The sequence below is a fragment of the Aliidiomarina sp. genome (assembly GCF_047920995.1).
GTDB lineage: Bacteria > Pseudomonadota > Gammaproteobacteria > Enterobacterales > Alteromonadaceae > Aliidiomarina.
In genome coordinates this window covers 16,268-30,870 of sequence record NZ_JBLRWZ010000012.1, presented here as the reverse complement: position 1 = coordinate 30,870, position 14,603 = coordinate 16,268, and the positions used below count along the sequence as shown (strand labels likewise).

The window sequence follows — 14,603 nt, the reverse complement described above, 5'->3', positions numbered from 1 at the left end:
GAAAACCTAATGCAACAGCAATTAGCACACTATAAAACGATTACGGTATTAGGCTTCGGCGTAACCGGTATGTCGTGTGTGCGTTATTTGCTGGCGCAAGGGATTCGCCCAATCGTATTGGATACCCGCGCAACTCCGCCGGGAGCAGAGCAAGCTCCGGAACTGGTAGCGCAAGCGGAATGCTATTTCGGCGATTTGCAGCTTGAGCACTTACTGCAAGCGGATCTGTTGTTGGTAAGCCCAGGCATTGATCGCCGACAAACCTTTATAGAAATGGCTGCCGATGCGGGCGTGGTGATGATCTCGGATATCGAGCTATTTGCGTGGCAAGTTACTGTGCCTGTAGTGGGTGTAACCGGTTCGAACGGTAAATCTACCGTGGTGAATTTAACTACCCATATCTTGCGCGAAAACGGCGTACAGGCGATTGCTGCTGGGAATATTGGTATTCCGGTTTTAGATTGTTTACTCCCTGATGCGGAACCGGCCGATTGCTTCGTGCTTGAGCTCTCCAGCTTTCAACTAGAGCTCGTACAAAGTTTGCAGTTAAAAGCCGCCACGATTTTGAATATTAGTTCTGATCATTTGGATCGCTACGATGATGAGCGCTCGTACGAGCGGGCCAAGCATCGTATTTATCAGAGCACAGAAATGTGTATCTGGAATCGTGATGATGAAAAAACAAAACCTCTTTTTCGCAAGAAAGGTATGCAACAAATTAGCTTTGGTAGCAGTGATGCTGCGAAAGGATACGGCATTACCCGCACTGGTAGTGAGTTAGCAATCACTTACGATAATCATCCGATTTTATTCGCTAATGAATTGCCGCTAACTGGCGTGCATAACCTGCTGAATGTGCAAGCAGCATTAGCCCTAGCGCAAGCGTTAGGGTTGAACATGATTGCTGCAATCGCAGGTATTACTGGCTATCAATCGTTACCACACCGCTGTGAGCGCATTGGTGAGTTTAATCAAGTAACTTGGATTGATGATTCCAAAGCTACCAATCCTGGCGCGGCTATTGCTGCTATTGAGGGCATGCGCCCAGCCGTTACCGGCAAGCTGATCTTGATTGCGGGTGGTGATGCTAAAGGCGCCGATTTAGTAGTGCTAGAACCTGCGTTATCGCAGGTAGATGAATTAATTACGCTAGGCCGTGATGGTGGCAAAATCGCTGAACTGAAAGCGAATAGCCGGCAAGTGCAAAGCTTAAACGAGGCCGTAGCCTATGCCGCGAAAGTAGCTACGCCAAATAGCATGGTGCTGCTATCTCCGGCCTGTGCCAGTTTAGATATGTTTAAGAACTACGCCGATCGTGGTGCGCAGTTCAAAAAAGCGGTGGAGGCATGGTATGCGCTCAGCTGAACCGCAATTAGAACTAGAAATTCGCGCCCAAAGCAATTTGTGGCAGCAATTTGCTGGGTTGTTTCAAAACAACACCAGCTATCAGCTATATGATCGCCAGTTATTGTGGCTTGCGGCGCTGTTAATGGGTATTGGTTTGGTGATGGTAGCTTCTGCTTCACTACCAGTAGCCGAACGCTTAACAGGCAACCCGTTTTATTTCTTAATTCGCCACAGCATATACATGGTGCTAGGTATTAGCCTCGCGGTGATTGTTGCCATGATTCCGGTGGCGAAATGGCAGCAAATTAGCGGCACTTTGTGTTTGTTGGCTATTGCCATGCTGATCGCTGTGTTGGCGGCAGGGCATACGGTAAATGGTGCTACGCGCTGGTTGAAGGTTGGCCCATTTACGCTACAAGTAGCCGAATTTGCGAAACTATTTTTTGTTATTTACATGGCCAGCTACTTAGATCGCCGTTACGACGAAGTGCGCAGAAACTGGCGCGGCTTTATGAAAGCGCTGTTTGTACTTGGCATTCTTACCATATTGATTTTGATGCAACCCGATTTAGGGTCGGTAATTGTACTTGGGGTTACCGCGGTTGGCTTATTGTGGGTTGCCGGTGCAAGGTTATTCCAGTTCTTCGCGCTGGTAGTTACTTTGCTCGTGGCCTTCGTACTACTGATTATTTTCGAGCCCTACCGGATGGCGCGGGTAACATCTTTTATGGATCCATGGGATGACCCATTCAATAGTGGCTATCAACTCACCCAATCGCTCATGGCATTTGGCCGCGGTGATTGGTTTGGCCAAGGTTTAGGCAATAGCGTACAGAAATTACAATATTTGCCCGAAGCACATACTGATTTCATTTTGTCGGTAGTAGGCGAGGAGCTCGGCTTTGTTGGCATTACTTTAATTATCGGGCTTTCCTTCGTGCTCGTGCTAAAAGCATTATTGTTAGGCCAGCGCGCGTTGCGCCAAAAGCGGCCATTCTCCGGTTATTTGGCCCAAGGTATCGGCATTTGGTTTGCCTTCCAAGTGGGTGTGAACATGGGTGCAGCCTCAGGCTTAATTCCAACCAAAGGCTTAACGATGCCGTTGGTAAGTTATGGCGGCAGTAGCTTATTAGTAAGTTTGGTAGCGGTAGCATTGTTACTGCGCATTGATTACGAGGTGCGCACCGGATATCGCCTTATTCGTTCAGCAGGTGAAGCAGCCCAAACTCCGCAGCGCAATAAACGTAAAACCCGCGGAGGTGCCCGATGAGCCACGTTTTAATTAGCGCGGGCGGCACAGGCGGCCACGTATTCCCAGCCTTGGCGGTTGCGGCAATATTAAAAGAGCAGGGCCATCAAATTACTTGGCTAGGTACTACAGATCGCATGGAAGCGGAATTAGTGCCCGCCCATGGCTATCGCTTTATTGGCATGCAACAACAAGCATTGCGGGGCAAAAGCAAACTTAGTTTGTTGTTAGCGCCTTTTAAATTATTGGCAAGTATTCGCCGTTGCAGAGCGTTGTTAAAACAAGAAAAACCCGATTTAGTACTAGGCTTTGGTGGCTATACCGCTGGGCCTGCGGGAGTTGCAGCATGGAGCTTGAAAACACCGCTTATTATTCATGAGCAAAATGCTATTCCGGGGCTTACAAACAAGTTGCTTGCGCGCTTTGCAACGCGTACCCTGCTCGGCTTTTCGCGAGCGCAGCAGTTTTTAGCGCAGGGTGAATTAGTAGGTAATCCAGTGCGGGCAGAAATTACCGATCTGGATAACACGGTGGCCAACACACGTAATACTGCGGCAGCTTTAAATATTTTGGTTGTGGGGGGCAGTTTAGGTGCGGCGTACTTGAATACCTTGCTACCGGCAGCCTTAGCAAATTGGCAAGGCGGCTCGGTGAATGTGCAACACCAAGCAGGTAAAGGTAATGCGGCAGCAGTGGCTGCAGCCTATGAACAAGCTCAGAAGAATACAGCGGTAAATGTGCAGGTAAGTGATTTTATCACCGATATGGCAGCGGCTTATACGGCTGCGGATATCGTTATTTGCCGCGCAGGAGCACTTACGGTTGCTGAGTTAGCCTGTGCAGGTAAAGCCGCCATTTTGGTGCCTTACCCCTATGCGGTAGACGATCACCAAACTGAAAATGCCAAGGTGTTAAGTGAAGCCGGTGCAGCATTATTGATCCAACAACAAGATTTAACGGCGCAGTGGTTGCTTGAGCAGCTAGCAGACTTAGTAGCTGAACCCGAGCGGTTAACCATCATGCATGCGCAGGCTTTAAAAGCTGCAGAGCCAAATGCTACTGCCCATATTGTGGCGGTGTGTAATGAATATATCGAGCTGCAGGCAGAGCCGGCAGCACATTCAAAAACGGAGCAAACGAGTTTATGACGGTTGCTAAAGAGCAAGCTTTCACCATTGTTAACGTGCCAGAAATGCGCCGCGTACGCTGCATCCACTTTGTGGGGATTGGCGGTGCGGGTATGGCGGGTATTGCAGAGGTGTTGCTCAACCAAGGGTATCAAATTTCCGGTTCAGATATTGCGGAAAACCCGAGCACATTAAGGTTACGCCAGTTCGGCGCCAAGATTGCTATCGGCCATGCGGCTGAGCATGTGGCAAAAGCGAGCGTAATTGTAGTGTCTACCGCGATAAAAGCGGATAACCCAGAATTAGTAGAAGCGCAGCGGTTATTGATTCCAGTGGTGCGGCGGGCAGAAATGCTGGCCGAACTGATGCGTTTTCGCCATGGCATCGCTATTTCAGGAACCCATGGCAAAACAACCACCACCAGCTTGATTGCCAGTATTTTTGCGGAAGCAGAGCTTGATCCAACTTTTGTGATTGGCGGCTTGCTGAATAGTGCGGGCACTAATGCACGTTTGGGCAATAGCAAGTACTTGATTGCCGAGGCCGATGAGAGTGATGCGTCGTTCTTGCATTTGCAGCCGATGGTAGCTGTGGTAACCAATATTGAAGCCGACCATATGGATACCTATGCGGGCGATTTCAATCGTATGCAAGATACCTATATCGAATTCTTGCACAACTTGCCGTTCTACGGCTTAGCAGTAATGTGTATTGATGACGACACCATTACTGGGCTGCTAACGCGCGTGGGTCGGCAAATTACTACTTACGGGTTTTCCGAAAATGCTGATGTGCGGGCCACTACCTATCGCCAAGTAGGTAATCAAAGCCAGTTTGTGGTGCTGCGTAAAGGCCGCGAACCACTCGCTATTGAGCTGAATTTACCAGGCAAGCACAACGCCTTGAATGCGCTAGCAGCTATCGCTGTAGCTACCGATGAAGGCATTGAAGATCAGGCGATTGTCAAAGCATTAGCGAAGTTTGAGGGTATTGGCCGAAGATTCCAGCAATACGGCAGCTTTGCTTGTAATGATGGCGATGCCTTGCTTATCGATGATTATGGCCATCACCCATCTGAGGTGGCGGCAACGGTGGCAGCTATTCGTGCCGGTTGGCCAGAGCGCCGTTTAGTAATGTGCTTTCAGCCACATCGCTACAGCCGCACGCGTGATTTGTATGAAGATTTTGTAGATGTACTTAGTGAAGTAGATGCCTTACTGATGCTGGAAGTGTATTCAGCAGGCGAGGAAGTGGTTGCCAACGCGGATAGCCGTTCGTTGTGTCGTTCTATTCGGCAACGGGGCAAAGTAGAGCCGGTATATGTGAAAGATGTAAGCCAGCTTCCCGAGCGCCTTGCCGAATTAATTCAGCCCGGCGATATCGTGCTTACCCAAGGGGCCGGTAATGTGGGTGGTTTAGCAAAAATACTGAACGAATTGCAACTGGATCGCGAGCGCATGCAAGCATATGAGGGCGCAGAATGAGTAAACACTCGGTAGCTGAATTTGGCAAAGTAGCCGTTTTAGCCGGTGGGAATTCTGCTGAGCGCGAAGTATCGCTGCGTTCAGGTGCTGCAGTGCATGAAGCATTACAAAATGCGGGTGTAAATGCAGTGCTATTTGATCCAGCACAGCAGCCCCTAGCTGATTTAGTAGGCATGGGTGTAAACCGAGTATTTATCGCTTTACATGGCCGCGGTGGCGAAGATGGGCAAATTCAAGGGGCATTAGAAACCTTGGGCTTACCGTACACCGGCAGCGGCATTATGGCTTGTGCACTCAGTATGGATAAAGGCCGCACCAAAGCGTTATGGAAAGGCATGAGCTTGCCAACTGCACCTTCGATAACGGTGCAAAGCTCGCAAATGGGCGCAGTAGATTGCGAGCAATTATTGGCTGAGCTTGGCGGCCAAGTAATGGTGAAGCCAGCCCATGAAGGTAGCAGTATCGGTATGGGTATGGCGCGCAACGCTGAAGAACTAGCAGCAGCGCTTGCTGCGGCAGCAGAATTTGATAGCGATATGCTGGTAGAGGCTTGGTTGAGTGGCCCAGAATACACCGTGGCGATTCTTGGTACGCAAGCATTACCAGCCATTAAAGTGCAAACGCCGCACGCATTTTATGATTATGCGGCCAAGTATCAAGATAATACAACGCAATATATTTGTCCGGCAGAACTTTCTGCAGAGCAGGAACAAGAAGTACGCGCGCTGGCAACGGCAGCCTTTTTTGCGGTAGGCGCTGAAGGCTGGGGACGAGTTGATTTAATGATGAATGGGCACGGTGAATTGCAGTTATTAGAACTGAACACTGTGCCAGGAATGACCGCGAAAAGTTTAGTGCCTATGGCCGCTCGTGAAGTTGGGCTTTCGTTCACAGATTTAGTGCTCGAGGTTCTGGCAACCACAGTGGATGCATAATTCATGGCCAAGGCAGAAGCGCACAAGAACGTTACAGCAGAGCCAAGCCGGTGGGAGTTTGTAACAGGTATAGCAGTGTTCTTGGTGATTGTGCTGGGCTTGGTGATTGGTAGTTATCAGTTATTGCAGTGGGTAACCGATGCCGAGCAAGTGCCACTGGAAGGTGTAATTATTCAGGGCGAGCGGGCATTTACCAGTGATAGTGATGTGCGCGAGGCGATATTAAGTGGTGAAGTAGGCAGCTTTTTCACCGCCGATGTAGATGAGATTCGCCAACGTATTGAAGCATTGCCTTGGGCATATTCAGCTTCAGTACGAAAAGAATGGCCACAGCGGTTGCGGGTGTTTCTGGTGGAGCAAGAGCCCATCGCCATTTGGAACCACGAGTGGATTATTAATCGCCAAGGGGAAGTGTTTTCGGCAGACCCAGCGTTAATAAAGGGCACGGTACCTGAGTTTACCGGCCCGAAAACGGCAGAAACAGAGGTATTGCGGCAGTATCAGCGAATTTCTGGATTATTAGGCATTCATGATCTGCAAATTCGCCGCATTGAATTAAGTGAACGTTTTGCGATTCGAGTATGGCTGAACAATGGCATCGAATTGCAACTCGGTAGAGAAGCACGATTGGAACGTATTCAACGGTTTTTAGATTTGTATCCGTTGATTAAAGCAGAAAGCGAACGGGCCATAGCGTATGCAGATTTGCGCTACGACACCGGGGTTGCCATAGGTTGGCATGAAGAAGAGCCAGAGTAATGGTAACCCATGAAAATACACGTACGGTGATACGTTACTAACTAACGTAATAGATAGGTGAGAGAGCTGTGATCGCAAAATCAGAAACAGACAATATGATCGTTAGCCTCGATGTGGGTACCAGCAAGGTTACCGCACTGATCGGCGAAATTTTACCAGCGGGTGAGCTGAACGTTATCGGCGTGGGCGTAACCCCAGCGCGCGGAATGGATAAAGGCGGGGTAAATGATTTAAACCTCGTAGTGCAATCAATTCAACGTGCCGTAAACGAAGCTGAGTTGATGGCCGATTGTAACGTTTCTACCGTGTATTTGAATATTTCTGGGCGCCACATTGGCTGCCAGAATGAAGATGGCATGGTGCCGATTAATGATGCAGAAGTAACGCCTGATGATGTAGATAGCGTAATTCATGCTGCAAAATCAGTACCTATTGCCCAAGAACGCCGCATTTTGCATGTGTTACCGCAAGAATTTGTGATTGATTCACAAGAAAGTATTAAAAGCCCAGTGGGCATGTCGGGCGTTCGTATGGAAGCGCGGGTACATATTATTACCTGCGCCAATGATATGGCGCGCAACATCGTAAAAGCGGTAGAGCGCTGTGATTTGCGAGTAGAAAGCTTGGTGTTCTCGGCACTCGCTTCTAGCCATGCTGCGCTAACTGATGATGAGAAAGAGCTTGGTGTAGCGTTGGTAGATATGGGCGCGGGCACCATTGATATCAGTATTTTTTCCGGTGGCGTACTGCGCCATACCGCAGTAATTCCAGTAGCGGGTAACCAAGTAACTAGCGATATCGCAAAAATCTTCCGCACGCCATTAAGCCACGCAGAAGAAATTAAAGTGCAATACGCTTGTGCGCTGCGGCAAATGGTAAGCATGGAAGACAATATTGAAGTGCCATCGGTAGGTGGCCGGCCAGCGCGCTCAATGTCTCGGCATACCTTGGCTGAAGTAGTAGAACCGCGCTACCAAGAACTATTTGAACTGGTGCGTGATGAAATTTATGGCAGCGGTTTAGAGGAACAAATTGCAGCGGGTGTAGTACTTACCGGCGGCACGGCAAAAATGGAAGGTGCAGTAGAGTTTGCCGAAGAGATATTTCAGATGCCAGTTCGGCTCGGTTCGCCGATTGGCATTAAAGGCTTAAGTGATTACGTAAGTGACCCGGAGTACTCTACAGGAGTGGGTTTGCTGCGATTTGGTCAGCTGCAAATAGCAGACCAAGAAGCCGAGAATCAACGCTCGCATAAACCACATTGGTTACAGCGAATACAGAGTTGGTTCAAAGGCGAGTTTTAAATCAATAAGAAACTTTGCTTTTTTTGGGGTAACAACAGAAAATACGGGTAAGTGGAGAGGTAACGATTATGAATATGTTTGAATTAAAGGATGATTTCGAAGCCGATGCAGTAATAAAAGTTATCGGCGTAGGTGGTGGCGGCGGTAACGCTGTTCAGCACATGGTTGCTCAGCATATTGAAGGTGTGAAATTCATTGCTGCCAATACCGATGCACAAGCTCTGCGTAAGCACGATGCTGATGTAATTGTGCAATTGGGTAATGAAGTAACCAAAGGCTTAGGTGCTGGTGCGAACCCAGAAATTGGCCGTATCTCTGCTGAAGAGAATCGTGAGCAAATCGCTCGCGAACTGGAAGGTGCAGATATGATCTTCATCGCTGCAGGCATGGGCGGTGGTACTGGTACTGGTGCCGCTCCAGTGGTAGCAGAAATTGCCAAAGAATTGGGTATTCTTACCATTGCGGTAGTAACCAAGCCATTCCCGTTTGAAGGTAAAAAACGGATGGCTGCTGCCGAAGAAGGTATTGCTCAGCTCAGCAAGCACGTGGATTCATTAATCACGATTCCAAATGAAAAATTGCTGAAAGTGTTAGGTAAAGGCACTTCGTTGTTAGATGCATTTGGTGCAGCGAACAACGTATTAATGGGTGCAGTGCAGGGTATTGCCGATCTCATTACTCGCCAAGGTTTAATCAACGTCGATTTTGCTGATGTGCAAGCCGTTATGCGTGAAATGGGCACTGCAATGATGGGTACTGGCGTAGCAAGTGGCCCAGATCGTGCACAAGAAGCGGCACAAATGGCGATTAACAGCCCATTATTGGAAGATATCGATCTTTCTGGCGCGCGCGGCGTATTAGTAAACGTTACTGCGGGTATGGATATGGGCATCGATGAATTCGAAACGGTGGGTAGCGTAATTCGCTCATTCGCATCTGAGAATGCAACGGTAATCGTAGGTACGGTAATCGACATGGAAATGTCTGATGAAATGCGCGTTACGGTAGTTGCTACTGGTATCGGCGCAGAGCGTAAGCCAGATATCTCCTTAGTTGAGAAAAAATCTGATGCACCAGCTACGCGTGCAAGTGGCGGTGGCTATTCACAGCGCCAAGCTACAGCGCCGAAAATCGAAGAGGATATCGATTTTGAGCTGGAAGAAAAACCAGCGCGTAAAACTGGCGAACCAGACATTTTAGACATACCAGCGTTTTTGCGCCGCCAAGCTGATTAATCGGTAACGAGGAATCGCTTGGCAGAGAAGGTGTTTATAGCAAACTGGATTGACCAGTGCTCTACCATTTGGTATAGTATTCGGCCAATTTGCTGAAGGAGGGTTCAGTATGATTAAACAGCGCACCATCAAACAGATGATTGCTACCACTGGAGTTGGCTTGCATAAAGGCAATAAAGTCAATCTAGTGCTGCGTCCAGCTGCGCCAGACACGGGCATTGTGTTCCGTAGGTCTGATCTGAGCCCTATGGTAGAAATTAAGGCATCACCTGAATTGGTGAAAGATACGCGTATGTGTACGTGTTTAATTAACGACGACAACGTGCGTATCTCCACTGTAGAGCATTTGCTTGCTGCAGTAGCAGGAATGGGTATCGACAATCTTATCGTGGAAGTAGATTCCCATGAGATTCCGATTATGGACGGCAGTGCCCACCCATTTATTTACTTGCTGCAATCTGCTGGTATTCAAGAGCAAGCAAAAGCCAAACGCTTTATTAAGGTGAAGAAGCCAATTCGTGTAGAAGAAGACGATAAATGGGCCGAGTTGTTACCCCACCACGGCTTTAAAATCGACTTCGCTATCGATTTCGACCACCCGGCAATTGCTGATACCAATCAAGTAGTATCCATGGATTTCAGCAGCCAGAATTTTATTCGTGATATCAGCCGTGCCCGTACGTTTGGTTTCATGAAAGATATTGAATACCTGCGAGCCAACAACCTAGCATTAGGTGGCGGTTTCGATAACGCAGTAGTGCTCGATGAATTTAGAATACTCAATACCGATGGCCTGCGTTACGACGATGAATTTGTAAAACATAAAATTCTCGATGCAGTAGGTGATTTGTATATGGGCGGCCACAGTATTTTAGGCCACCTAAGAGCCTTTAAATCAGGGCATGCGCTGAACAACAAATTGTTAGTGGCGCTCATGCAACAGCAAGAAGCGTGGGAGTTCACAACATTTGAAGAACCGGCCGCAGAGGCACCAATTAGTTACCTCAGCCCGGTGATGGCATAACAGGAAAGGCCGCTACTTTGTAAGCGGCTTTTTTGCTATTCAAGCGTGGGTTTAATTTGAATATCAAGGCTGCGCACCTGCGCGTCTGGATATTCATTGAATTTCCGCATAATATGCGTTTGTAGTAAACGTATTCGCGTGGCCCAAGCGCCACTGCGAGCATAAACTACAAGGGTTTGTCCTTGTACTGAAAAACAGCGCGAGTTGGCAGCAAGATCAGCAGGCACTGTTTGGCCCCACATTGTTTGTAGGCGTGAGTGTTTCGCATCAGTTGCTTGTAAACGTGCAAGAGTGCTTCCAGATAGAAGCTCCTGCACAGATTTGGGTGTTTTTTTCAGCATTGCAATAAGTATACTTTTAGGTCAGGGAATTGCATGAGTTTAGCAATAATTTACCGCGGTGAGAAAATTCGTTTTAAGCTGCGCTTCACAAAGCGCCGTTTATTATCGTTATTGGCGATTTCTGCGTTCCTATCGGTGGCATATGTGCAGCCTTGGCAAGGAATGGAACGCAATACCTTAGTAAACCAAGAGCGCATTAAATCTAAGCAAATGTCGTTAGCCATGCAATCCGAGGCCGTGCAAGAAGTGCGTGGCCAAGCTCAGCGTGAGTTAACCGCAATGACCATGAAGCTTGGCGAATTGCAGGCGCAAATCATGCGTTTGGAAGCTTTAGGCCAGCGTTTAGCTTCGGCCGCTCAAGTAGATACCAGCGAGTTTAATTTTAATCAGAGCTTACCCGTGGGAGGCCCTGATCAAGTGCTTGGCGAATGGCCAGTAGTAAACGATCACCAGTTGCTTACCGATATCGATTCGGTACTAGAACAATTAGCGAGCCGACAAAAACAACTACGCCTCCTTGAATCTGTGATGCTGAATCACCATATAGAAGAAGAGCGTTTCATTGCTGGGCGGCCAATACAAGAAGGATGGCTTTCTTCGCAGTATGGTTTGCGCAAAGATCCATTCCATGGCAATCCATCAATGCACCGCGGTATCGATTTTGCAGCGCCAGAAGGTTCGCCGATTATTGCCACCGGAGCCGGAATTGTTGCTTTCGCCGGAAGACGCGCAGGATATGGTAAACTAGTAGAAATTGATCATGGCGCTGGTATTCGCACCCGTTACGCACATATGCGAGCCATAAATGTGCAAGTAGGGGATGTGGTTACCCGCGGCCAACAAATTGCAGAAGTAGGCACGGTAGGGCGATCTACAGGCCCACATGTACATTATGAAATCTTGGAAAATGGGCAACACGTAAACCCATCTCGCTTCGTATTTCGGCAATCGCCGGGCGAGTAAGTATTACCAGGGCGCAGCAATCGGCACCCGTTTGCGGTGCCGTTTTATTTTCCTAACACTAAACTGAATTTTTAACAGGAATTTGAATCCCCATGCTAGGTAGTCTTTTTAAACGAGTTTTTGGTAGCCGTAACGATCGTATTATTCGTGGTACCCGCAAACAGGTTGAGCAAATCAACGCCCTTGAAGCTGAATACGAAAAGCTAAGCGATGATGAAATAAAAGCGAAAACTGCCGAGTTTAAAGAGCGATTAGGCAAAGGCGAATCGCTCGAAAAAATGCTCAATGAAGTATTTGCGGTAGCGCGAGAAGCGAGTAAGCGAGTTTTAGAAATGCGCCCGTTCGATGTGCAGCTTGTGGGTGGTATGATTCTCCATGAACACCGCATCGCGGAAATGCGTACAGGTGAAGGTAAAACCCTTACCGCATTGTTACCAGCGTACTTGAATGCCCTTACCGGCCGTGGTGTGCACATCATTACCGTGAACGATTACCTTGCTCGCCGTGATGCGGAATCTAGCCGTCCGTTTTTTCAATTCCTCGACATGACCGTAGGCGTAAACGTTGCCGGCATGCACCCTACTGATAAAAAAGCGGCTTATACCTGCGATATCCTGTACGGCACTAACAACGAATTCGGCTTCGATTACCTACGCGATAATATGGCCTTTACTAAAGATGAGCGCGTGCAGCGTGATTTGCACTATGCAATCGTGGATGAGGTGGATTCAATCCTTATCGATGAAGCACGTACACCGTTGATCATTTCTGGCCCAGCTGAAGATTCTTCAGATTTATATAAGAAAATTAATGATTTGGTGCCGCAATTGCAGCGTCAACCAGAAGAACACCCTGAAGATGCTGAACCTGGTGATTTCACTGTTGATGAAAAAGCACGGCAACTTTACCTTACTGAGCATGGCCAAGAGCATATTGAAGAATTGCTCCGCAGTAACGGTTTAATCGATGAAAATGAATCATTGTATTCAGCGAGTAACATCTCGTTACTGCATCACGTGAATGCGGCGCTACGCGCGCACCATTTATTTAACCGTGATGTAGATTACATTGTGAAAGATGATCAAATCGTAATTGTTGATGAACATACCGGCCGTACCATGGAGGGCCGCCGTTGGTCTGAAGGTTTGCACCAAGCTGTAGAAGCGAAAGAGGGTGTGAAAATTCAGAATGAGAACCAAACGTTAGCATCGATCACCTTCCAGAATTACTTCCGTTTATACGATAAGCTTGCCGGCATGACCGGTACCGCCGATACCGAAGCATTCGAGTTTCAATCAATTTACGGTTTAGAAACCGTAGTTGTACCAACCAATAAGCAGATGATTCGTGATGATCAGCCGGATCTTATCTTCCTTACGGGTGCTGAGAAGTATCAAGCTATTGTGGATGATATCCGCACCCAGCGTGATAACAAACGGCCGGTGTTGGTGGGTACTAGCTCAATTGAAAGTTCAGAGCTGGTATCGCGTTTGCTTACCAAAGAAAAAATTAAGCACAAAGTATTGAACGCGAAATTCCACGAGCAAGAAGCGGAAATTATTGCTCAAGCAGGCCAAGCTGGTGCGGTTACTATCGCTACTAACATGGCTGGCCGTGGTACCGATATCGTGTTGGGTGGTAATTGGCAGGCAGAAGTTGCCGGCATGGATAACCCAACCGAAGAGCAAGTGAAAGCAGCGCGCGTTGAATGGCAAAAGCGCCACGATGCGGTAATTGAAGCGGGCGGCTTGCACATTGTAGGTACTGAACGCCATGAATCTCGCCGTATCGATAACCAGTTACGTGGTCGTGCGGGTCGCCAAGGTGATCCGGGTTCCTCACGTTTCTACTTATCACTTGAAGACAGCTTAATGCGCATTTTCGCTTCCGATCGTATGGCCGGTATGATGAAGCGCCTGGGTATGCAAGAAGGCGAAGCCATTGAGCATCCGTGGGTAACCAAAGCGATTGAAAACGCCCAGCGTAAAGTTGAGCAGCGTAACTTTGATATTCGTAAGCAATTGTTGGAATACGATGATGTAGCCAACGATCAGCGCAAAGTAGTGTACGAGCAGCGTAATGAATTGCTTGATGGCGATGAAATTAAAGAAACCATCGCGGTAATTCGTGAAGATGTTATTAGCCGTATTATCGATGAGTACATTCCACCGCAATCATTGGAAGAAATGTGGAATATCGCTGGCTTAGAAGATCGCTTACGTGCCGATTTTGATTTGGATTTACCATTGCAAGTATGGCTAGATACCGACGATAAGCTGTTCGAAGAATTACTGCGTGAGCGTATTCTTGAAGAAGCAGTAAAAGCTTATGCAGAGAAAGAGCAGCAAGTAGGTGAAAAAGTACTGCGCCACTTCGAGAAAGCGGTAATGTTGCAAAGCTTGGATTCTCATTGGAAAGAGCATTTGGCGGCAATGGACCATTTACGCCAAGGTATTCATTTACGTGGCTACGCGAACAAAAACCCGAAACAAGAATATAAGCGTGAAGCCTATAACTTGTTTACAGAAATGCTGGAATCATTGAAAGTTGATGTAATTGGCATTTTAAGTAAGGTTCGTGTGCGTGCCGAAGAAGACGTAGAAGAGATGGAAGCCAAGCGCAAAGAAGCAGAGCAACGCGCAGCCCGTGAATATCAGCATGCCAGTGCGCCAAGTGCAGATGCACCGAAGCAAGCCGGTGGCCAAGTTGGCCAACCAGCTGGCGCGCCAGTTGTTCGCGAAGGCGAGAAAGTAGGCCGAAACGATCCGTGTCCTTGTGGCTCTGGTAAGAAATACAAACATTGCCATGGCAAGCTTGCATAAGCTGCCATTGGCC

12 protein-coding genes are annotated in these 14,603 nt (G+C 48.1%); 11 read left to right on the top strand and 1 reads right to left on the bottom strand.

Features of this window, described 5'->3' with window-relative positions:
* The first annotated feature begins 9 nt into the window (after positions 1-9).
* The 9 genes from murD to lpxC all read left to right on the top strand — a co-directional run bounded on the left by murD (position 10) and on the right by lpxC (position 10,464).
* Positions 10-1,365: a UDP-N-acetylmuramoyl-L-alanine--D-glutamate ligase gene (gene murD, locus ACNA7P_RS04860; protein ID WP_416257487.1), complete on the top strand. Its 1,356-nt coding sequence runs from the start codon at positions 10-12 to the stop codon at positions 1,363-1,365.
* Positions 1,352-2,617 carry a putative lipid II flippase FtsW gene (gene ftsW / locus ACNA7P_RS04855; protein ID WP_416257486.1) on the top strand — a complete coding sequence of 422 codons (1,266 nt, stop codon included), beginning with the start codon at positions 1,352-1,354 and terminating at the stop codon, positions 2,615-2,617. The genes murD and ftsW overlap by 14 nt, the downstream gene beginning before the upstream one ends.
* Positions 2,614-3,744, top strand: coding sequence for an undecaprenyldiphospho-muramoylpentapeptide beta-N-acetylglucosaminyltransferase (murG, locus tag ACNA7P_RS04850; RefSeq protein ID WP_416257485.1), 1,131 nt, complete (start codon positions 2,614-2,616; stop codon positions 3,742-3,744). The genes ftsW and murG overlap by 4 nt, the downstream gene beginning before the upstream one ends.
* A complete protein-coding gene (gene murC / locus ACNA7P_RS04845; RefSeq protein WP_416257484.1) occupies positions 3,741-5,207 on the top strand; it encodes a UDP-N-acetylmuramate--L-alanine ligase in 1,467 nt (488 codons plus the stop codon). The genes murG and murC overlap by 4 nt, the downstream gene beginning before the upstream one ends.
* Positions 5,204-6,142 carry a D-alanine--D-alanine ligase gene (locus ACNA7P_RS04840; protein ID WP_416257483.1) on the top strand — a complete coding sequence of 313 codons (939 nt, stop codon included), beginning with the start codon at positions 5,204-5,206 and terminating at the stop codon, positions 6,140-6,142. The genes murC and ACNA7P_RS04840 overlap by 4 nt, the downstream gene beginning before the upstream one ends.
* Positions 6,143-6,145: 3 nt before the next feature.
* Positions 6,146-6,901: a cell division protein FtsQ/DivIB gene (locus tag ACNA7P_RS04835; protein WP_416257482.1), complete on the top strand. Its 756-nt coding sequence runs from the start codon at positions 6,146-6,148 to the stop codon at positions 6,899-6,901.
* Positions 6,902-6,996: 95 nt separating this feature from the next.
* Entirely contained in the window at positions 6,997-8,205 is a 1,209-nt protein-coding gene (gene ftsA, locus ACNA7P_RS04830) for a cell division protein FtsA (RefSeq protein ID WP_416257522.1), read from the top strand.
* 74 nt (positions 8,206-8,279) lie between these two features.
* Positions 8,280-9,440: a cell division protein FtsZ gene (ftsZ, locus tag ACNA7P_RS04825; protein ID WP_416257521.1), complete on the top strand. Its 1,161-nt coding sequence runs from the start codon at positions 8,280-8,282 to the stop codon at positions 9,438-9,440.
* 109 nt (positions 9,441-9,549) lie between these two features.
* Positions 9,550-10,464 (top strand): UDP-3-O-acyl-N-acetylglucosamine deacetylase, encoded by a 915-nt coding sequence (gene lpxC, locus ACNA7P_RS04820; RefSeq protein ID WP_416257481.1) that lies wholly within the window; start codon positions 9,550-9,552, stop codon positions 10,462-10,464.
* 35 nt (positions 10,465-10,499) lie between these two features.
* Here lpxC and ACNA7P_RS04815 read toward each other — a convergent pair whose 3' ends face one another.
* The gene (locus ACNA7P_RS04815; RefSeq protein ID WP_416257480.1) at positions 10,500-10,805 is read right to left on the bottom strand and encodes a DciA family protein; all 306 of its coding nucleotides are present in this window, start codon (positions 10,803-10,805) and stop codon (positions 10,500-10,502) included.
* Positions 10,806-10,838: 33 nt separating this feature from the next.
* Here ACNA7P_RS04815 and ACNA7P_RS04810 point away from each other — a divergent pair, with 33 nt between their 5' ends.
* Positions 10,839-11,768: a M23 family metallopeptidase gene (locus ACNA7P_RS04810; protein WP_416257479.1), complete on the top strand. Its 930-nt coding sequence runs from the start codon at positions 10,839-10,841 to the stop codon at positions 11,766-11,768.
* A gap of 92 nt (positions 11,769-11,860) precedes the next feature.
* Entirely contained in the window at positions 11,861-14,590 is a 2,730-nt protein-coding gene (secA, locus tag ACNA7P_RS04805) for a preprotein translocase subunit SecA (protein WP_416257477.1), read from the top strand.
* The last annotated feature ends 13 nt before the right edge of the window (positions 14,591-14,603 follow it).

Excerpts from the sequence above, each read along its gene's own strand:
- murD (WP_416257487.1), top strand. The coding sequence starts at position 10 with ATGCAACAGCAATTAGCACACTATAAAACGATTACGGTATTAGGCTTC.
- ftsW (WP_416257486.1), top strand. The coding sequence starts at position 1,352 with ATGCGCTCAGCTGAACCGCAATTAGAACTAGAAATTCGCGCCCAAAGC.
- murG (WP_416257485.1), top strand. The coding sequence starts at position 2,614 with ATGAGCCACGTTTTAATTAGCGCGGGCGGCACAGGCGGCCACGTATTC.
- murC (WP_416257484.1), top strand. The coding sequence starts at position 3,741 with ATGACGGTTGCTAAAGAGCAAGCTTTCACCATTGTTAACGTGCCAGAA.
- ACNA7P_RS04840 (WP_416257483.1), top strand. The coding sequence starts at position 5,204 with ATGAGTAAACACTCGGTAGCTGAATTTGGCAAAGTAGCCGTTTTAGCC.
- ACNA7P_RS04835 (WP_416257482.1), top strand. The coding sequence starts at position 6,146 with ATGGCCAAGGCAGAAGCGCACAAGAACGTTACAGCAGAGCCAAGCCGG.
- ftsA (WP_416257522.1), top strand. The coding sequence starts at position 6,997 with ATGATCGTTAGCCTCGATGTGGGTACCAGCAAGGTTACCGCACTGATC.
- ftsZ (WP_416257521.1), top strand. The coding sequence starts at position 8,280 with ATGTTTGAATTAAAGGATGATTTCGAAGCCGATGCAGTAATAAAAGTT.
- lpxC (WP_416257481.1), top strand. The coding sequence starts at position 9,550 with ATGATTAAACAGCGCACCATCAAACAGATGATTGCTACCACTGGAGTT.
- ACNA7P_RS04815 (WP_416257480.1), bottom strand. The coding sequence starts at position 10,805 with ATGCTGAAAAAAACACCCAAATCTGTGCAGGAGCTTCTATCTGGAAGC.
- ACNA7P_RS04810 (WP_416257479.1), top strand. The coding sequence starts at position 10,839 with ATGAGTTTAGCAATAATTTACCGCGGTGAGAAAATTCGTTTTAAGCTG.
- secA (WP_416257477.1), top strand. The coding sequence starts at position 11,861 with ATGCTAGGTAGTCTTTTTAAACGAGTTTTTGGTAGCCGTAACGATCGT.